16 protein-coding genes, 1 rRNA gene and 1 other RNA gene are annotated in these 20,720 nt (G+C 27.3%); 7 read left to right on the forward strand and 11 right to left on the reverse strand.

Annotated elements, in window-relative coordinates; translation table 4 throughout:
- The first annotated feature begins 38 nt into the window (after positions 1-38).
- Positions 39-506, forward strand: coding sequence for an L-threonylcarbamoyladenylate synthase (locus ACR82Z_RS03080; protein ID WP_435128634.1), 468 nt, complete (start codon positions 39-41; stop codon positions 504-506).
- 224 nt (positions 507-730) lie between these two features.
- Here ACR82Z_RS03080 and ACR82Z_RS03085 read toward each other — a convergent pair whose 3' ends face one another.
- From ACR82Z_RS03085 to rpsT, 4 genes are all read right to left on the reverse strand, one after another.
- Entirely contained in the window at positions 731-1,402 is a 672-nt protein-coding gene (locus tag ACR82Z_RS03085) for a DUF402 domain-containing protein (protein ID WP_435128637.1), read from the reverse strand.
- Positions 1,402-3,936 carry an MYPU_1760 family metalloprotease gene (locus tag ACR82Z_RS03090; protein ID WP_435128640.1) on the reverse strand — a complete coding sequence of 845 codons (2,535 nt, stop codon included), beginning with the start codon at positions 3,934-3,936 and terminating at the stop codon, positions 1,402-1,404. Before ACR82Z_RS03090 ends, ACR82Z_RS03085 begins: the two co-directional genes overlap by 1 nt.
- Before the next feature lie 162 nt (positions 3,937-4,098).
- Positions 4,099-5,148: a restriction endonuclease subunit S gene (locus ACR82Z_RS03095; RefSeq protein ID WP_435128643.1), complete on the reverse strand. Its 1,050-nt coding sequence runs from the start codon at positions 5,146-5,148 to the stop codon at positions 4,099-4,101.
- A gap of 128 nt (positions 5,149-5,276) precedes the next feature.
- A complete protein-coding gene (rpsT, locus tag ACR82Z_RS03100) occupies positions 5,277-5,546 on the reverse strand; it encodes a 30S ribosomal protein S20 (RefSeq protein ID WP_435128646.1) in 270 nt (89 codons plus the stop codon).
- A gap of 157 nt (positions 5,547-5,703) precedes the next feature.
- On the opposite strand from rpsT, the gene rnpB reads away from it, so the two are divergent.
- The 5 genes from rnpB (at position 5,704) to rplA (ending at position 11,662) form a co-directional block, all read left to right on the forward strand.
- Positions 5,704-5,975, forward strand: an RNA gene (rnpB, locus tag ACR82Z_RS03105) — RNase P RNA component class B.
- Between the two features lie 98 nt (positions 5,976-6,073).
- On the forward strand, positions 6,074-8,023 hold the full coding sequence (locus ACR82Z_RS03110; protein WP_435128649.1) for a hypothetical protein: 1,950 nt from the start codon (positions 6,074-6,076) through the stop codon (positions 8,021-8,023).
- Positions 8,023-10,230 carry a hypothetical protein gene (locus ACR82Z_RS03115; protein ID WP_435128652.1) on the forward strand — a complete coding sequence of 736 codons (2,208 nt, stop codon included), beginning with the start codon at positions 8,023-8,025 and terminating at the stop codon, positions 10,228-10,230. The genes ACR82Z_RS03110 and ACR82Z_RS03115 overlap by 1 nt, the downstream gene beginning before the upstream one ends.
- A gap of 146 nt (positions 10,231-10,376) precedes the next feature.
- A complete protein-coding gene (rplK, locus tag ACR82Z_RS03120; protein WP_435128655.1) occupies positions 10,377-10,967 on the forward strand; it encodes a 50S ribosomal protein L11 in 591 nt (196 codons plus the stop codon).
- The gene (gene rplA / locus ACR82Z_RS03125; protein ID WP_435128658.1) at positions 10,967-11,662 is read left to right on the forward strand and encodes a 50S ribosomal protein L1; all 696 of its coding nucleotides are present in this window, start codon (positions 10,967-10,969) and stop codon (positions 11,660-11,662) included. Before rplK ends, rplA begins: the two co-directional genes overlap by 1 nt.
- A 22-nt stretch (positions 11,663-11,684) precedes the next feature.
- On the opposite strand, the gene ACR82Z_RS03130 is transcribed toward rplA, so the two are convergent.
- Complete coding sequence (locus tag ACR82Z_RS03130) at positions 11,685-12,497, reverse strand: GNAT family N-acetyltransferase (protein WP_435128661.1); 813 nt, start codon at positions 12,495-12,497, stop codon at positions 11,685-11,687.
- A gap of 34 nt (positions 12,498-12,531) precedes the next feature.
- A 5S ribosomal RNA gene (gene rrf / locus ACR82Z_RS03135) occupies positions 12,532-12,637 on the reverse strand.
- A gap of 206 nt (positions 12,638-12,843) precedes the next feature.
- Here rrf and ACR82Z_RS03140 point away from each other — a divergent pair.
- Complete coding sequence (locus ACR82Z_RS03140) at positions 12,844-13,989, forward strand: IS3 family transposase (protein WP_435128664.1); 1,146 nt, start codon at positions 12,844-12,846, stop codon at positions 13,987-13,989.
- A 7-nt stretch (positions 13,990-13,996) separates the two neighbouring features.
- On the opposite strand, the gene ACR82Z_RS03145 is transcribed toward ACR82Z_RS03140, so the two are convergent.
- The 5 genes from ACR82Z_RS03145 to ACR82Z_RS03165 form a co-directional block, all read right to left on the reverse strand.
- On the reverse strand, positions 13,997-14,962 hold the full coding sequence (locus ACR82Z_RS03145; protein WP_435128667.1) for a S8 family serine peptidase: 966 nt from the start codon (positions 14,960-14,962) through the stop codon (positions 13,997-13,999).
- A gap of 14 nt (positions 14,963-14,976) precedes the next feature.
- Positions 14,977-15,855: a hypothetical protein gene (locus ACR82Z_RS03150; RefSeq protein ID WP_435128670.1), complete on the reverse strand. Its 879-nt coding sequence runs from the start codon at positions 15,853-15,855 to the stop codon at positions 14,977-14,979.
- Between the two features lie 431 nt (positions 15,856-16,286).
- Positions 16,287-17,042: a hypothetical protein gene (locus ACR82Z_RS03155; RefSeq protein ID WP_435128672.1), complete on the reverse strand. Its 756-nt coding sequence runs from the start codon at positions 17,040-17,042 to the stop codon at positions 16,287-16,289.
- Between the two features lies 1 nt (position 17,043).
- Positions 17,044-19,059, reverse strand: a complete 2,016-nt coding sequence (locus ACR82Z_RS03160; RefSeq protein WP_435128675.1) for a S8 family serine peptidase — start codon at positions 19,057-19,059, stop codon at positions 17,044-17,046.
- 249 nt (positions 19,060-19,308) lie between these two features.
- Complete coding sequence (locus ACR82Z_RS03165) at positions 19,309-20,289, reverse strand: hypothetical protein (protein WP_435128678.1); 981 nt, start codon at positions 20,287-20,289, stop codon at positions 19,309-19,311.
- Between the last annotated feature and the right edge of the window lie 431 nt (positions 20,290-20,720).

The raw sequence follows: 20,720 nt of genomic DNA on the forward strand, positions 1-20,720 counted from the left end.
CTTGTTTTTTATAGTAAAATATATTTAAGGAATGTGATATGAATTCAGTTTATGATGAAATGTTTATATGTTCAACAGATACAGTAGTTGGGCTCGGTGGACCCGTTCGAGATGATATTTTAGAGCAAATATATAGACTTAAGCAAAGAAAAACAGACAAAAAAGTTGTAATCTTAATTGGTAACATTGAACAAGTAAGAAAGTTTAAACAGTGAAATAAACAAGCAGATAATATAGCAAAACAAAAGTGACCCGGAGCAACTACTATAATTGTAAATAACCAAGGTTTCAGAATTCCAAATAATAATCAATTAATTAATTTTCTTATTAAAAATGGACCAATGTATGTATCAAGTGCCAATATTTCTGGATACAAACCGATAAATATAAAAGATGCTCAAAAAGTATTTCCAATGATAAAAAATGTTTATGATTTTGGAGTAGGAAGCGGAAAACCCAGCACAATAATTAATTTAGATACAAAACAAATTATTGAGCGTAATTAGTTTTTTTGAGTAAAATATTTATTTTTTACTTATTTAGTTTTATAAAAATTACATAAAGAAATTTAAAAAAAAGAAACCAAAACAACTTTTAAATAGTGAAGATATAAATTTATTGCAGTATAAAAACAAAAGGATGTTGATAAAAAACGAAGCAGTTTCAGTTACCAAAATGAATTCTATTTATACCGAGTTATTGTTGATGCTGAAAGTAAAATAAAAGCAAGTTATACTTGCTTTTTGTATAATCTTTTTACACTGTAGTTGTTAAGTTGTTTTAGCATCTGAGTTTCTTCTTGATAATTTTTATGATACATTTTATAAAAACTCATATAAGTTTTTTGATCAATTAATTTATCTTTTAACATAATTTCAAGATAATAAAGAATTATTTCATCATTAAAGAAATATTTATCGTTGTTATATAAATTAACAACTTCAGTTATTTCTTTATAAATCATTTCTTTTAATTCTTTTGGATATTTAAACTTAGCAGAATTAGTTTTAAATTCTTCTTTATCAACTATTTGTAAATCTTTGTTCGGATAACTTTTTAGATCTAAATCATAATCAATAAATTTAATTGTATCTTCTTCATAGATAGGGTATGATGCTAAATTAGTATAAAAAGAATTACCCAATCCTTTCTTTAATAAAACAATAGTATTGTATAATGAATTTTTAGGTATAAATCAAAAAGCATCATCTTTGTATTTTCATCCTTTACCATTACTTTGTGATTCAGTAACCTTAGTTCCTTTTAACGAAAGCACAATATGTCTTTTATTATGAAAAATCACCTTGGTATTAGACCACTGACGGTATAGAAATCCATCGTGTTTATATGCTTGGACATTGACGATTGAACCGACTTTTAATTCGTTGAAATCTCACTGCATTAGGCTAATCTAATATAAACCTTTCCATCTGCGTTTTGTGATAATTTAAACTTTTTAAATGCTGGTTGACTAGTATTTCAAGCTCTACCAGATGTAACCCATCTGTTTTTTGGTAAGCTAATATCAGAAGTATTAAGTTCATCAGTTTGTACTTGTCCATCATTGTTTTTATCTTCTCATAAAAATACTTGTTGATCAGGTTTTACGCGAACAAAATCCTTGGTAATATAACTGTAATATGCTTTGTTTAATTCTGGCATCGATGTATCATTACTGTGTCCAGGATAAATACGATTAGCAATTTGTTCCTTACGATCATCGGTAATATACCCGTTTTTAACTACTGTTGCACCTGTATCAAGAGTTTTATGTCCAAAGAAAGAAAATGTATCATAATAGTTGAAATAAGCTTTGGTATAGTTTGTAGAGCTAGGATCTTTTAAAACTAAACCGGTGTATTTTTTAGTCGGAAGAAAACCTGAGAATTTGATTTGGTTTGCTTTAGTCTCATCGACATAAACTTGCTTATTATTTCAACCCCATTGGTTTTGATAAAACATCTGATTAATTGATTTTCCGTATCCCATAGTCGCTAAAAATAAATCATAAAACTTTTGAGAACGGTTGATTGTTTTTCTTTCAGGTAAATGGTAGAGTCTTTTTTCATAAACTGGTTGACCTAAAATATCATAACCTACCGGATAATCTCTTTCAAAAATATATGGTCGTATATCAAATACAGAGTTAGGTGTCATAGTCGCATTTACTACTCTAGTGTCATTTTGTCCATCTAAAGTTCGATATCCATTCAAGAAAGTTCCTTGGCGATAACTGCTATCAAAGTTGTTCATATATACTTTTGATCAATCTTCAGCTATCGCAGAAGGACTGAAGTATTTTGAAATATTTCCGTTTCCATCGTTTTTAAAATAATGAACACCGAATCAGTTAATTGTTGCTTTTTGTTGTGTGTCATAATATGCAGCTTGATTTGGTGCATTGATTGAAAAATATGATTCAAAAGCATATTTAGAGTATTCTCGAGGAACCAACTCGGTTAATGAATAATTATATTTTAATCTTCCATAATCAAGTTTAAAAGCTAAGGATGGTGAGTAGTAAAAATTATCAACACCTTGAAATCTTTGTAATCTTCTTGGTGCATTTTCATCATTTGCTATTTCTCAGATGTCTCGAGGAGAAAGACGTCTAAATAGGAAATTATCTAGATTATCCATAAATGTTCCATCATTAAATCTGTTAAATATCGCAGCATCTTCAACAGAAATATATCCGATTTCATCAACATCATAATTTAATAGTTTATAGAAATTATTAGCAAAATAAGAATTTCAATATTGTTTTAGTCCATGTGAGTGACTGTTGTCATTTTCTTCAATATTTAAACCTGGATTATAGTAAATAATAGTAGCAAACTTAGTGTTTTCTCTAATTCTTTGATCTATTAAAGCAGTTGGTGTGCTAGGTAAGGTTGCCTCAGAATATGAATCTGATCAATGGTGCATATATTCATGGAAAATAGTTGGCATTAGACCACCAATTATTTCATATTCATTAAATCCCTTTTCAGCATAATTACTACCATTAATAAAAATATTTTTAATATTTGGAATGTATAATCCGTTTGCCTGTGCATTGATTACATTAAAATCATCAATATTTATAGCCTGCAAATCATATACTTCTGGGCCAAAAGGAACTTTACGTTTAAATTCTTGTGCTAAAGCAATCAATCCGTGCTTTCCGAGAAGGTATCTAAAATCTTTTGTACCTTCGATTGGATATGCATAATCTCTAAATAAAACATTAGTAAAAGGATCTTGGTATTCTAAATATTTTCTTCCTGTATTATCTGTTTTTTCTTTAATATCTTCAATATTAGAAACCGAAGGTTTATTATAAGCATTTAATGCAGCATCCTTTTGTTCTTGACTAAGTCCGTTTGCTCAATAAACTTCATTAGGTTGAATTTTAAGGATGTTACCAAAAAGAAAATCTTTTTTTTGTAAAGGTGTTGGATTTTGCATCCCACCACTTGTTTCATTATCAGTTTTTGATTTAGGTTGCTCTGGTTTTTGCTTTTGTTCTTGTTTTGGAACAGGATCGTGGTTTTCAGGCTGTGTTTGTTGGTTATCAGAAGGACTTTGTTTATTTTCACCACCTGATTTTATAGGGGGTTGTTTTTCGCCATCATCAGGTTTTGTATCGATAGGTTTTTGGGGTTCTACTGGTTCTGTTGGTGTTGAAACATTTTGCTTTGGTGGTTTAATAGTTCCAATAGGTTCGACAGGTTGATTAGGATGAGGTGGATTTTCAATTGGAGATGGAGCAGGAAGTGGAGATGGATTAACAGGTAAAGGTTCGGGATTACCCTTAATAGGAATAACACCAGGTTCTTGATTATCTTGTTTTTCTGAATTTAATAAATCACAACCAGATGCTGCAATGGTTGTAATTGGTAAAACAAAAACTGTTCCTTTTAAAATACTTAAATAAAATTTTTTCTTTTTCATTTTAACCTCTTAATAGGATATTTTATAACAATTTAACATTTAAGTAAATGATTATATCACTATATTATGATATAAATTAAATACTTAATTATTTTGTGTTTGGTGAATTAAACAAACATTTTTTCTAACAATTTTTTCTTAAGATTCTTGAGCATAGTTAACTTACGCTGATGAAGTGAAAGGTAAGAGTCTAGGGAAGTGAAAAGTTTGGAGATTTTTTGTTGTTCAGGAGTGAAGGGAAGTGACAATGAATTGACTTATATCATTATATACAATAAAAGGTATACCACCATTTGATATTTTTCTCTGAATATCTATTCATAAATTTTTTAATAAATTAAAGTAAAGAAAATCGGTATCTCAAATTTCGGTTTTTAATACATATGTTCTTTTGATAAGCATCAAACTTACCACTTGCTCTATGCATATAACCCATATTAGCACCATTTTCCTGCAATTGTGACAAGTCTCACCTTCAAAACTTCAAGTATTTATTTTAAATATTTCTCTACCAGAAGTATAAAAATTATATTTTCCACTTATTTCCATTTTGTTAGCATTTAATTTTCCGTTTTGTATACTAACAACACTGCTGAGAAATCCTTGTTCTCAAGCGTGAGTAAATTCAGAGAAACGAATATTAGGAAATTTTGAATTTTGATCAGGGAACATTTTTGATAAAAAAGTTTGCTTTACACAATAAAAAAAATCGAGTTTTTGCTGAATTAGTTTTATAAATGAATCTAACGAAAAAACTAATTTTGATATCTTTTTTTGTTCATTTAAAGAAGGTAAGAAAATATTAAGATTCTTATAATCATTAAAATATAAATGTGGGATACTTGTTCCAACAACAAATTCGTCAAATTTAATATTATTTAAAACCAGATAAAGAAAATTGTTATTAATTAATGATTTTTCTTTTATGAAAATTCCTTCTAATGTTGATGTAAATCAAGAATTTTTAGGTAATATTTGTAATTTACCAACTGAACCATCTTTTGATATGATTACAATGTCTTTATTAAAAGTTTCTCTCAAAAAACTTTTTCCTATTTTTCCATCAATACCATAAATATCTACATTTCCATCAGTTTTTATTTCTGAAACTTTCAAATCACTTTTTTGTTTTTCAACAAGATTCCCTAAAACTTCATAATACCACTCTTCATCAAATTCTTTAAACCTAATCTTCGGTATTTTTTTAATCATTTCTACCACCTTTATTTTTATATTATAAATTATTTTTCTAAAAGTAATTGAAACTACAAATTATTCATCAAAATGTGAATAAAGTTGTGAATAAAGGTTTAAAAAAACAAGCCTTAGCTTGTCAAAGTTTATTTAGATTCTTTTGTCTTATTAACGAATTGATCTAAACGTGAGTGTTTTCTAGCACCTTTATTTTTATGGAAAACACCTTTAGTAACTGCTCTAGCAATTACTTGGTGAGCTTGCGCAACTAATATTGCTGCCTTTTCATCTGCTGCTAAAACTGCTTCGCGAGCTTTACGGATTGCGGTTTTAACTCTAGATTTCATTGCAGCATTTCTTTGACGAGCTTTTTCCATCTTGACAATGCTTTTGATCTTAGATTTAATGTTAGCCAAACTAACCTCCCTTTTTCTATAATTTTGAAAAATCCTATATATTATATCTATCTTTTACAAAAAATATAATTATAAACATAAATTTTATAAGTATTCATTTTACTTCATGAAAACAAAATAATATCTTTAAAAAACATAATTGATATATAATATCATTTGCATTAGCTGATAGCTGCTTTAAAAAGTAGAGGAAAGTCCGTGCTAGTACTAACTGCGATGTTAGTAGTGATCATGTTAAACCTAATAAGTTTAAGCTTAGACGACTAGTGCCACAGAGACGAGAATTGTGAAACGCGGTAAACTCCATGAACTAGAAACCCAAATTTGGTAGGGGAATTGTAAGTTAATAAATGAATTAGCAACCAAAACATATTTTATGTTAGATAAATTATCAGCACCTTTTTTAAGGAACAGAACACGGCTTATGATGCTAAAAGAAGTTTGGATATCCGAGCTTTTTTTATTTTTTTCTTTTGAATTTTCAGAATTTAATAAAATAATTTTATAAAAAATAACTCAAGGAAGTGATGGAAAGAAATAGAAACATTTTTAGTAGTAAATACACCAAAAGATGATTGCTCGGTTCAGGAGCGATTGCAGTAGGAATTGCAGTTGCAGCAGTAGTTGCAGCAAAGGTAGAATCACCATTTAAACCAGCATTTTTTAACTATAAATCATATATCGATGATGTTAATCGAGACCTTATTAATAAAGACTTTGATTATAAGGAATTTAATGAAATTCAAGACTTTACTATTGCATTAAATAACCATAAAGCCGTTGCAGGAATCGGAAGCGACTTTCAAGCAATTGGTTTAATTAAAAAAGGATTAATTAAACCAATAGATTTTAACCAATTACTTGAAATAAGTGACCCAAATCAGATGATAAAGACCGAAAACCAATTAAAAAAGAAATTACAAGAAATTTATACACCGATAGTTTTTAATCACCTTGCTAGTTATGATGAAGAATTAAAGGATATTGATAGACCACAAAAGCATTTATGACAATATTTTGTTCCTTATTATATCCAAGATGCAGTTTTTGCTTATGCAAAGCATAAACAAAGTGGTAAACCAACAAATCAAACTTTTGGAAAATTACTAACTGATGAAGATTTTCAAAAAAATCGTGATGAATTACTTCAGCAAGCAAAAGATCCCAAAAACACATCTAAATTTGTTGACCCACAAAAAGAAGATACACATTTATATTCCGAATATTTGAAACCTAATTCTTTATTTAACTTAATAAATACAGCTTTTAAAAACGGGTATCAACATATGGTGTTAACCGATGCAGTGCGTGCTGAACTTTTGTATGGTTCTTCTTATTATTTTCCTAAAAAAGCAACAAAACTTACACCACATAGTGGTAAAGTAGATTTAGATAATTATGAAAGAATAGTTAATAGTTTTGTAGAGATGGTTAATAAATCTACTGGACAAAATATTACTGATACATCAAATACATTGTCATTTAACGGAGATGGACAAGCCATTGTGCAAGCATTATTAAATACAAGAAACGGTAATGTAAATTCAGCTATTATGTATAACGGAGATGCATTGGATACTTATTATGCAGCTGATAATGGATTTACTTTTAATAAATATAAAGATGGTAAATTAGCTGAAAAAAATGTAACTGTTGATGATGGAACAGTTGAAGCAATAAAATTTCGCGAAAACATCTTATTAGTAGATGGATTAGTTGTTTCAGAAACTATTTCCAAACCAACTGAAAAGACTTTGTATCATAATCTTTCACATGCTTTTTATGCACATTTAAATAACATTAATACTAACAAAAATATTATTGATATGTATGATGAATATCTCACTTCTGAAATGCGCGATGTGTTTTTAGCGGCAGCAGAAGAACTTGAAAAAAATAATAAAGAATATAAATTTAGTTCAGATCCAACAACAATTTTTAACAATTTCAAAAATGAATTAATTGAAGTTTATAAGAAAACATTAGAACACGATCAACTTGATGATGCAGACTTACAGCAGTTTCGTGATTTGGCTGCTAAAAAATTCAATGATCCATTATTCAAAGAGTTTTTTGAGCAATTTTATTTCAATATAAAGCAAAAAGATGATGAAAATTATAAAAAATCACAAGTTAAAGAAGAAACAGAAGATGTTCTGAATACAATGGGTTATTTGTTTTCTCATATGATTATCGATGAAGATGCAGCACCTAAGTTTTTTGAGGTTTTATCAGAAAAGTATCCAAATGTAACTAATTTTAATTTAATTAACTATACTCCATCTACTCAACTTGATTATAAGTTAATTCGTAGAAATTATTTTGTATCCGATGATAATACCTACGATGTTAAAGCAGTAAAAATCTATGAAGTAGATGAAAGTGATAAAAATATCATTCATGCAAGATTATGAGGGGTTGATGATAAAGTTAATTCACTACTTAATACTTATTATTACTCAAGGACAAAACGTTAATGAAAATTAAAACTTTATTAAGTATTATTTTAGCATCGTCATCGATACTTTATGTTTCTTGTCAGAGTAATGTGACCCATAAACCTGAAAACACACAAAAAGAGTATGATCCAAATAAAGGAATAATTTTGCAGCAACCATCGAACCCAATAGAAATTATAGGTAAAGATAAACCTCCAAGTACACCTAAACCTACTGAACCACCTGCAAAAAAAGAAGCACCAAAACCAGACGAGACCCAACCACAAACACCACAGCAACCAAAGCAAAGTCCAAAACAAAAACCTGGTGAAACTAAAAAATCCATCAATCCTGATAACAATGAGCAACTAGGAAAATCAGAAATAACAGAGCCTGATAAAGACAAGGATTCACAAAAGTCAGATAATGAACAAAAACCAATCGAATCTGAGAAAAAAGAAAGTCAAAAACCAAATACAGAATATCAATTTTCTCCAACAGAAAAAATTGATTCTAGTTCTAATTTAACATATCCAGGTTATATAAACAACCCAAAACAAATTTTTGATAAATCTTCTTTTCCTAACTCTGTTATATTAGAAAATAGTGAACATAATATTAATATAGTATCAAATTACTTTAGAACAGAGATGCAAAAAGTTCTTACATATATAACTTCACAAGGGCAAGTCTATAGTGATTTTCCTAAGTGATTTTATCCAAATATGGATGAAAATCCTAGAAAATCAGTTTTTTCTTATGTTCCTGATTTAAAAGTGCATTTGAAGAATAATGATAGTATTAATGTTTTAAAACATCAAATAATGCTTTCACATATAAAAAATAATGAACTTAAAATCCAAAATAATAATCTTATTTTTAAAAAAGAAATTAAAAACTTTTTGAATAAACCTTTTTCAAAAAGAAAAATTAGATTTACATTTATCAAGATACTAAATCGGATGTACACACAGACTCAGAGTCAACCAATTGTTATTGATATAGATTTAGAAGAACTTCTTAAAAGTAAGATGATTCAAGGTAATATAAATGGTTATTCATTTGCTACAAGCCTTGATAATGATAAGATAAAAGTTGTTTTGCAACCTCAAAACACAAAATCATTTAGTTTTGATGATGTAAATAAAGATATGTTTGATAAATTTTCCACAATAACTGAAATTACTTATTTAGCAAACCAAAATGATGACATGAATTTTTCATTATCTGAAGATTATCATATAGATGATTTATATGCAAAATTAGCATCAAATGGTTTAGCATATAATCCAAAAGATATGGTATATAGTGGTAAACGAATAATTAATAAGCAAAATGCAATGTTTGATAAGATTAAATCAAGAGTATTTGTATTAGGTGGTGGAACTTCTACTATGATTGCTAAGGTTAAACCTACTGATATAAATGATCAAAGGTATTACTTTATCACTAACAGACATGTTAGTGACATCCTTAATAATAATTGGGGTAATCCTCGAATACCGCAAAAATTATTAATCCCTGATTTTGATGATAAAAAAGTAAATAGTTGAGCAAATGATATATCAATCGATGTTGAAAGAAATGATTTTATTTTGAACTTCTGACAAGCAACTAATCAATATAATAAACAAGGTAAGTTGGTTTCTGGTCCTTATGGACAAGGTAATTTAAATGAAGCAGACATTTCAATAAATATTATTGATATTGCACAGCTGATAAAAAGAGCTAAAAATTCAAATGATTTAAAAGTATTAAATTATTTGAACAACTGAAAAAAATTACCTAACTTAAAACTAAGTAAGCAAGCAAAATATCTAAGTGCAGATAATTATGTAAAATTTTATCTTAGTTCTTTTCCTCAAGATTCACATGCAGGAAATAGTGGGCTAAGATACCGTGAACACATTATTAATCGAATTGATGATATTGTAATCAACCAACAGGCACCTGAGTTTGCTAAATATGGAAATTTTAGAAGTTTTATTTTAAATGATTTACCTAATAACAAGTATGATTTAACATCAGGTGCGTCGGGTAGTTTAGTTTTCGATGAAGATATGAATATGGTAGCATTGTTTATGCAAAATCTTGGTGATAATGGATACGGATTTGGATTATTGAATTCATATGATTATGATTACTTAGGATATGAAAGTGAAAATAATCCAAATTCATTCAAATATAAATTACAAAAAGAAATTCAAAGTCATCCTGATAAATTTGAAATGATAGACTTTGAATAACTTTTATCTCTTGTGTATAGAGTAATAATATTTATAAAAAGGTTTTTGAAAAAAAACTTTTTTAATATAATTAAAAAGCAATTTATTAATTGTCACAAGTGGGAGATTATTAAATCGCAGACCACAATTATCGAAAGGATTTTAAAATGGCAAAAAAAGAAATACACCGTGTTGCTAAACTTCAATTTTTAGCCGGCAAAGCTAAACCAGGTCCAGCCTTGGCTGGAGTTGGTGTTAATATGCCTGAATTTACCAGAGCATTTAACGATGCAACCAGAGACAGAGGTGATGAACCAGTTCCTGTAAAAATTACAGTATATAAAGATAAAAGTTTTGAATTTAAACTTTATACAGCACCTGCTTCATATAAAATTATGCAAGCAGCAAAATTAAAATCAGGCTCAAAAAACTCTAAAACAACTATTGTTGGAACAATTACAAAAGAACAACTTAAAGAAATTGCAGAATACAAACTTCCTGACTTAAATACCAATGATATCCATGCTGCAATGGCAACAGTTGCTGGAACAGCAAAACAAATGGGTGTTTTGGTTGAAGGTTATGATGATATCTTCAAAGCAAAGGCAGAAGCAAAAGCAGCTGCAAAGGCTGCATCTGCTGCTGCTGCAAAAGAGGCCGCTCTTGTTGAGGCACAAACTAAATTAAACGAAACTAAAGGTCAAGCTATAGAAGTGCATACACACTCAGATGATAAAGCAGAAGAAGGAGCAGAATAATGGCAAAAAGAATTTCAAAAAACCTAAAAAATGCTCGTGAATCATTTGATAGAACTATTGCTTATGATTTGTCAGAAGCGATTGAATTAGCTAAAAAAACTTCATATGCTAAATTCGATGCTTCAATTGACTTAGCATTTAATTTAAACTTAGATGTTCGTAAAGCTGACCAACAACTTAGAGGTGCAGTATTATTACCAAACGGAACAGGTAAAACTGTTAAAGTTCTTGTTGCTACAAATAATGTAGAAAAACAAAAATTATCTAAAGATGCTGGAGCAGATATTGTTTTAGATGGTCCTGCTCTTGAACAAAAGATTAAAGAAAGTGATTTTGACTTTGATGTTATGGTTGCTGACCCTACAATGATGCCTTTATTAGGTAAATATGGAAAAGTTTTAGGACCAAAAGGTTTAATGCCTAATCCTAAAACCGGAACTGTTACTCCTGCACCTGAAAAAGTTGTTGAAGAACTTAAAAAAGGAAAAGCTAATTACCGTACTGATAAAGCAGGAATCGTGCATTCATTAATCGGTAAATCAAGTATGTCAACACAAGCATTAGTTGAAAATGCAAAAACCTTGATTAACTTAATTAAAAAACTTAAACCTGCTGCTGTTAAAGGAACATATATGTTAAACCTTACCGTTTCAGCATCAATGGGTCCAAGTGTCAAAATTAAGATAGAAAAATAAAATAAGCACCATTGTGGTGCTTTTATTTATGCAATACAAATAATTGTCCATAGTCTTTAAAACCAAGTTTATAATACATCTTAGCAGCAGCAGGATTGCTGAAGAATAAAACAGGTGTTAGGTTTTGAGACAGAAGTTTTCTAATTAAATTAACTACACAATCATAAGCAAGTCCTTGACGGCGATATTGGTTTAATGTATATACTCCACCAATCATAGCAACTTGTTTGTTTTTAGCACTTATAGAAGCATGTGAGATAACCTTTTGCTCATCTTTAATGATGTATGCTTGATAATATCCACTTTTTAATTCATTAGTTAAATATTCTACATTTAAAGTATGTCCACTAACATTACCTCATTCCTTAATTAATTTTTTAGAATTGATAACTTCTATGATGTCAGTTTCAGTTACTGGCTTAGATTTAGGTAAAAAGTCTTTTGTAAGTATGTTAAAAATATTTACATCTAACTTAGCAATCTGTTCTTTTTCAACTATATAACCTAGCGAATCAATAAGTTTATGTTTATTTAAAAAGTTATAAAAATTTGTATCAATAATTAGGTTTTGTATGTCTTCATCATTTAATATTTTCAAAAATTCATTTATATTTATAGCATCAGTATCAAATAACACAACTAAATTAGAATAAAACATTAAAAAAATTGCTTCTATTTTTTTGTTATATAAAACAAAAGTTTTAATATTTTGATTTTGTAAACCGTATTGTTCGATATCAGAGATTAAAAATAAATATTGAATCGGGTCTTTTTTATAAAGATATTCTAAAACTTCTTGCTTTTTATCATTATTTCAAATTTTAAATGTTTTCATATATTTCCTTTCGGAAGCTGCTCAAAAGGAATAAAAAAAGCAGCTTCCTATTTTCACCGTTGGGCTATCGTCGGCGTAAAGTGGCTTAACTACTGAGTTCGGAATGGTATCAGGTGATCCCACTTGCTATTGCTACTGATAATATAATACAGGTTTTTTTTAAAAAACCAAATAATTTTTTTAAATTTTTATTAATTTTAATTATGCGACTATTTTTTCAAAAAAAAGATAAAGTATTACAAAAAGATTAACAACTAATTCTGTTAATCTTTTTGTTTTATTTATAGGATTAACCCAACACCCCTAGGGGTGTCCGTGACCAAAAAATATGAAAGAAAGGAATGCGATGTCAAGGCATTTTAAGAAGGAAGAATTCGATAAAATTTTTGAAATTTATTTAAGTGAAGGAACCAAAAATGCTTTACATTTTATGAAAGAAATCGAGCCAAAATTAATCTTTATTAAATCAACAAGTTTAAGAAATAGATTGAAAAAAATTGTTTCATATTATAATTTAAATATGGAAAATCAATTATTAACCAAAAGTGGTTCACAAAGAAAACCAGGTTCTGGAAGACCGAAGAAAGACAAGAAATCTAAGGTTCCAAATTTCGAAAAAATTTACCAGATAAGATCTAATAATTATCGCAACTCGATATTATGAAATTGCAGAAAAATATTAGATGCAACTAGACAAACTATCTCAAAATGAAAAACAAATTCAATAAGCAAAAAGGAAGAAAAATACGAGCAGTACAGAGAAATAATCCTGAAAGTTTTTTACGAAAACAAGCAAGTTTATGGTCGTGTAAAAATGTCTATTGTATTAAGAGAAAAATACGGAATATACATAAATTACAGGACTTTAGGAAGAATAATGAAATATTTAAATATAAAATCAATTGTTCGTAATAAGAAAAAGGCTCGCGAAAAGAAGAATACAAATTTTCAAAAAGAAGATCTAGTTAAAAGAGATTTTAATGATAAAGATTCTAGAGGAATCATTGCTACTGATGTAACATATATCCCTGCTCCTGCTGATCTAAAACTTTTCCAAAACCATATATTCTTATCTGCAATTATTGAATATAAAACTAAAAGAATTTTAGGATATTCAATATCCACCAAAAATGATTTAAAACTTGTTATCGATAACTTTAAAAACATTAAAGATTTTAATCGTGATTCTTTTATAATCCATTCGGATCATGGATATCAATATACTTCAAAATACTATATTGATATGATAGAAAGAAAGAATGGAAAAGTATCATTTTCAAGAGTTGGTAATTCTTTGGATAATAGAGAAATCGAATATTGATTTTCTTGCTTAAAATCTGAATGACTAAAAAAGGTTGATTATTCAAAAATTACTTTCAATGAATTGAAAAAACTAATACACCAATACATAATTTGATATAATATAAAACGAATTCAATCTGTTTTAGATTGAAAATCACCTCAGCAATATGCCGAGATGATACAATGTTAATTTTCTGTTAATTTTTATGTCCTTGTTTACCATTACTATCTTTTTTTTCTAAATATAAATCATAATCAGAAAACATCTTATTATCTTGTTTTTGTTTTAGTGTTTTTAAATTTAATCTTTCTTCACTAATATGATATTTATTTCATTCTGCTTTTTCCTTTGATAATCTTGCTCCTTCAACTGAATTAGCTATAACACCACCTAAAAGTCCTAAAAACCATCATCAATTTACATTTGCATTGTAACTTGGTGAATTTTCAGGTGTCTCTAATAAACCAGCATTAAACAATCAAGAACTTGCTCCTTTAATTTTTTTACCTTTTGGAACATAAAATGAACTAGTTCATAAAACAAAATCATTATCGGATTTTGAAACCTCTTTAGTTACTAAATTATCTGCAGCTTCAAGCATATTTTCAAAATCTATAACACCAGAACCATATTTTTGAGTATACCCATTCGCTTTGTAGTTAAGATTATTTACTTTTGGAGTTCTTGAAGAAGCTCCCACAATTGCTTTTATTGATTGTAATCTAATTTTGTCCTTATTTAAGAAATCTCTTTCTCTTAATAATGTTGAAACTAAACCTGTAACAACAGGGGATGCAAAACTTGTACCAAGTGTATCTAAATAATTTCACTCACCTTTACTATTTTTATACCATCTTTTATATAAATACCCTGGAGCAACAACATTAGGTTTAGAAGTAGATACATTACCATTTTGTAATAAATAATTAGAATATTCTGCTATTGATTCAGTAGGTTTTTGTGTGAATTCGTTAAAATCAAGTGCTCCTACTATTAAGTTATTAGGTGAAAGTGCATACCCATCTACCCATTCGTTTTCTTTTTCTTTTTGATCATTTCCATTTCCGGATGAAAAGATATTAACAACTCCATATTTTCTAGAAATATAATCTAAAAATAAATTGTTTTCATCATATGTGGTTCATCAATTATCATATTTCATACCATAACTATGATTTATAACTCTACTCCTTTTTCTTTAACCATTCATTCAATAGCACTTTGTCATTCATAATTATCAATAAATGCTGAAAAATAAAGTTTTGAATATCTATCATATCCTTTTTCGCCTGCTGCGATATTTGAAACTTCGTTAGCATGATGACTTAGTTTGATCTTTTTATCTATATCTTGTAATTCAACACCATATCTTTGAAAGTTTTGTAATTTTAATGTATCGATTTTTCCTTTTACTTCTATAACACCAACATTTCCTTTTTTATTTCAATATCTGCTATTTTCTCTTTCTATTTGTTTTTTAAAGTTTACTATATCTAAGTCTTTTGAATTATCTATTGTAATATCACGATTATAATAAACATCTCAATCAATTTCTTCTTCTTTATCTGAACTGTTGGTAGAAAATTGTAGATTTTGTATTTCATTTGGAAATAAAATACCCTTATAAATTTCTTTTTTTTCTATAATATTTTTGACAAATTCTTTTCTTTGATTTTCGTTATCAAAATAGAATCAAACTATCGGCATCATCGAGCTTGTTTGATAGCCTTTGAAATATAAATTTGATTTTTTAATGTTTTCTATGAATTTATTATTTTTTTGGACGGTTAAGTTTTCATCCATAACTGAATTGTTTGCTTCATAATTTAATAAAAGTTTTAATTCATAATTATTGTTTACAGGAACATTCCTCACAGAATTAAATAGTTGTCCGTTTTTGTTTATACGAACTTCTAATTTATTGCTTTGATATCCTAAATATCAAGGTTTTTCTTGATTTTTTAACACATTTGTAGCTGTTAATGTTACTATACTAGCAACTGATGTAGTTAAAATACTACTAAATAAAAATATTTTTTTAATTTGCTTTTTCATATTTACTCCTTTTTGTGTTTTTTTGTAAGAAATAAATTTCTTTTCAATTTCTTACTTTTTTTATTTTACATAAAAAAGGAGAAATTAAAAAAATAATTTAAAATACTAAAAAATTTTGAAAATATGTAAAAAATATGAAAAAGCAGTTTCGAAATGACTAAGATAAATAAATTAAAAATTTTTATTTAGACAACAGAGAAATAGATTACTTATTTTCAAACTTAAAATCTGAATGTTGAGATTGTAGAGGTTATTCAAAAACAACTTATGAAAAACTATTAAGTATTCTCAAGAGTAAAGTGAAACGATATAATGAATAAAAAACGCAAACAAATTTAAATTAAAAATTGCCACAGCAATTTGCTATGACGATTCAAAGTTAAAAACTGCTGGTTTTATACTTTCTTGTATGTATGCTTTATGTTAAATTATTAGACATCTGAAGTTGCTAAACTTATTTCGTTTCTTAAATATTCAAAAAGATCCCTTACTTGCTGATCGCTTGGATTCTTATTAACAGTGATAGCCTTAGATTTATCAATATATTTTACATTCATAGTTATACGGGTTTTTTGTGAACTTTCTTCAGCTTTGTATTTAACACCTAATTGCTCTAAATTTATCAGTCAAAAATATAAATGATGCATTGTATCTTCTCTTTTATAATCTGGGACTAAGTTATATTGAGAAAATCCAGAATTTTTATTTCCTGTTTCATACATTAACAAATTTTTAGTCTTAAAGAATTCATCAATATCTTCATTATTTAAATAAATCTTTTGAAACTCTTCTTTGTTCTTTTGTTTTAGTTTTTCATCTGTTAGAGTATTAATATCAAAATTAACTTTATCTTTAAATGTTTGATAATATTTCTTAACATAATTTAAATTAAATTTATCTAAAAATAATTGATTCAGTTCATCAACTGATTTAATAAAAACATATTTATCTCTGAATAAAGAATGAAATTCACCATCATTTTCTTTGTTATTTTCTCACATATAATAGAAGTGGTTTTCATAAATATTTTCAATGCTATTTTGCTCTTTATATTTTCTAACAATACCATTAAATTTTATTAAATTATAATCAAAATATTCTTTGTTACTGCTACTTGCACAACTAGCAACAATTAAAGGTGTTAATGCAGAAAAAGGAAAAATTCATTTTTTTATAAAATTCTTCATACTATTTTTCCTGCACTGTATATGTTAATGCTAAACTATCATTAATTGAATTGTCAAATAGCACACCTGAATATTTTTTAACTTTTAATCTATAATATCCTGCTTCTGTAGTGATATATTCAAGTAATTCATCGTTAGAACTGCTTGATGTAATACTTTTAACTACATTTCAATTACCATTACTATCTTTTTTTTCTAAATATAAATCATAATCAGAAAACATCTTATTATCTTGTTTTTGTTTTAGTGTTTTTAAATTCAATCTTTCTTCACTAATATGATATTTATTTCATTCTGCTTTTTCCTTTGATAATCTTGCTCCTTCAACTGAATTAGCTATAACACCACCTAAAAGTCCTAAAAACCATCATCAATTTACATTTGCATTGTAACTTGGTGAATTTTCAGGTGTCTCTAATAAACCAGCATTAAACAATCAAGAACTTGCTCCTTTAATTTTTTTACCTTTTGGAACATAAAACGAACTAGTTCATAAAACAAAATCATTATCGGATTTTGAAACTTCTTTAGTTACTAAATTATCTGCAGCTTCTAGCATATTTTCAAAATCTATAATACCGGAACCATATTTTTGAGTATACCCATTCGCTTTGTAGTTAAGATTATTTACTTTTGGAGTTCTGGATGAAGCACCTATAATCGCTTTAATTGATTGTAATCTGATTTTGTCCTTATTTAAGAAATCTCTTTCTCTTAATAATGTTGAAACTAGACCTGTAACAACGGGAGATGCAAAACTTGTACCAAGTGTATCTAAATAATTTCACTCACCTTTACTATTTTTATGTCATCTTTTATATAAATATCCTGGGGCAACAACATTAGGCTTGGAAGTAGATATATAGCCATTTTGTAATAAATAATTAGAATATTCTGCTATTGATTCAGTAGGTTTTTGTGTGAATTCGTTAAAATCAAGTGCTCCTACTATTAAGTTATTAGGTGAAAGTGTATAACCATTTAATCATTCGTTTTCTTTTTCTTTTTTGTCATTTCCGTTTCCAGATGCAAATATGTTTACAACTCCATATTTTCTAGAAATATAGTCTAAAAATAAATTATCTTCATCGTATTTTGTTCATTCGTCATCATATTTCATACCATAACTATGATTTATAACTCTTACACCTTTTTCTTTAACCATTCATTCAATAGTTTTTTGTCATTCGGCATTTTTAGTAAATGATGAAAAGAAAAGTTTTGAATATCTATCATATCCTTTTTCACCTGCTGTAATATTAGAAACTTCGTTTGCATGGTGACTTTTCTCGATATTTTTAACTGTATCTTGAAATTCTATACCATATCTCTGGAAATTTTGTAATTTTAACAAATCGACACTTCCATTAACTTCTATAACACCAACATTTCCTTTTTTATTTCAATATCTGCTATTTTCTCTTTCTATTTGTTTTTTAAAGTTTACTATGTCTAAGTCTTTTGAATTATCTATTGTAATATCACGATTATAATAAACATCTGATTCTTCTTCTTTTTCATTATCTAAATTATCTGTATTAAATAATTGAATATTTTGTATTTCGTTTGGAAATATAATACCTTTATAAATTTCTTTTTTATCTATAATACTTTTGAGAAATTCTTTTCTTTGATTTTCGTTATCAAAATAGAATCAAACTATTGGCATCATTGAGCTTGCTTGATAACTTTTGAAATATAAATTTGATTTCTTAATGTTTTCTATGAATTCATCGTTTTTTTGGTTGGTTAAGTTTTCATCCATAACTGAATTGTTTGCTTCATAATTCAATAAAAGTTTTAATTCATAATTATTGTTTACAGGAACATTCCTCACTGAGTTAAAAAGTTGTCCGTTTTTATTTATACGAACTTCTAATTTATTATTTTGATATCCTAAATATCAAGGTTTTTCTTGATTTTTTAACACATTTGTAGCTGTTAATGTTACTATACTAGCAACTGATGTAGTTAAAATACTACTAAATAAAAATATTTTTTTAATTTGCTTTTTCATATTGCTCCTTTTATTTTTAGTAAGAAATAAATTGCTCTTTAATTTTTTACATTCTTATTCTACATAAAAAAGGAGAAATTTCAAAAAAATTTTGTGAAAAACTTAGAAAATGTGCAAAATCTGTGAAAAAGAAGTTTCAATAATTGAGTATAAAAATTTTTGTGTAAATTAGTTTTTTAATCAATGGTTTATGTTTTAAATATTGTGATTTTTTATAAATTTAGAAATCCAACATTTCTTACCTACATGTTAAAATTTGTTCGGTGTAGTAACTATAGAGTAATGGTTATTTTTGTTTGTTCTAACTCACTTGACTCAATTTATATATATCACTAAATTCTTGCTTGAAACATTTTTGTAAATATTTCCCCAATTCTCTAATTTTGAATGGTAAATGTTTACATTTTGGATGTTATATTTAGTTTTACGATTTGCTTTCATATTGGAATTTAAATTATCATTAAAAATCCTTGGTTTTCTTTGTATTACTTCAACGATAAACAGCTTACCGTCTATTTTGTTAACAAAATCACTATAAGCATTTTCACCATCTGTTAAAAAATTGTATAGATTTTGTATTCGTAATTTTATATTTGAAAGCATTATAAAGTTTTTTTTAACGGGAGAACTTCCAGCACCTAAGTATTGAATTGTGATGTTTCTATCTCGATCAACTATTGTAGAAAGAGAATGTTTTTCTCAACTAATGCCCCTTTGAAGTAAAATACATGGATTTCCCACTTTTCCTGCTTTTACCCTGATTCCAACATTGAAATTTCCTTTTCTTACATTCTTAAAGTATATTTCATCTAATTCAATTATTCCACTACTGATTCGTTTTTCATATCACTTTGATTTTATAAAATCTAGTAATTTGTGTCTTCAAAGAAAAGGAGTTTTAAATTTATCCCACAAATTTCTGCAGTTGCAGAAGGGGGGGGATTTCTTTAAATGACAATCAAAAAACAGAGGATATTTTGCTCTGCGTGTTTTTCCTAAATGTTCAAAAAACTGTTCCTGTGCAAAATCGCTAAGTTTTTTCTTGCAATCATAACCTCTATAATGTGGCATATTATTAGTTGCTCCGTGTTTATGAATATTAACAGAACCACAACTTGTGCAGAATTTAGGTTTTTCAAACTTAATATCTTTACTATTGTTTCACGAACTAATATAAGAAACAAACATATTTTTAACATTTTCTGGTAAATCAACAAAAAATTCATTCATTCACTAGTTTTTGATTTAATTTTTTTCATTTCTTATTCAACTAAACAAGGACATAAAAATTAACAGAAAATTAACATTGTATCATCTCGGCATATTGCTGAGGTGATTTTCAATCTAAAACAGATTGAATTCGTTTTGTATTATATCAAATTATGTATTGGTGTATTAGTTTTTACTATTTATGTTTTAAATGTGTGTTTTTAAATAATTTTAAATGTTTTTGTTAAAAAACTAAAAAACAACTTATTATTTAATTTAAATTCTTATTTTTTGTTATATTTTAAGAATCCAAAAAATCTTTTTGTCTTATTTTTACCTGCTTGTTAAAAATTTATTTAAAGCTATCATCATTGAATAATGATTTCCTTTGTTTATTCTTGTTCACTTTACCCAATTTATATACTTATCTAAATTTTTACTTGAAACTCCGT

It is taken from the genome of Mycoplasma sp. 6243 (genome assembly GCF_051200785.1).
Lineage (GTDB): Bacteria > Bacillota_I > Bacilli_A > Mycoplasmatales > Metamycoplasmataceae > Mycoplasmopsis.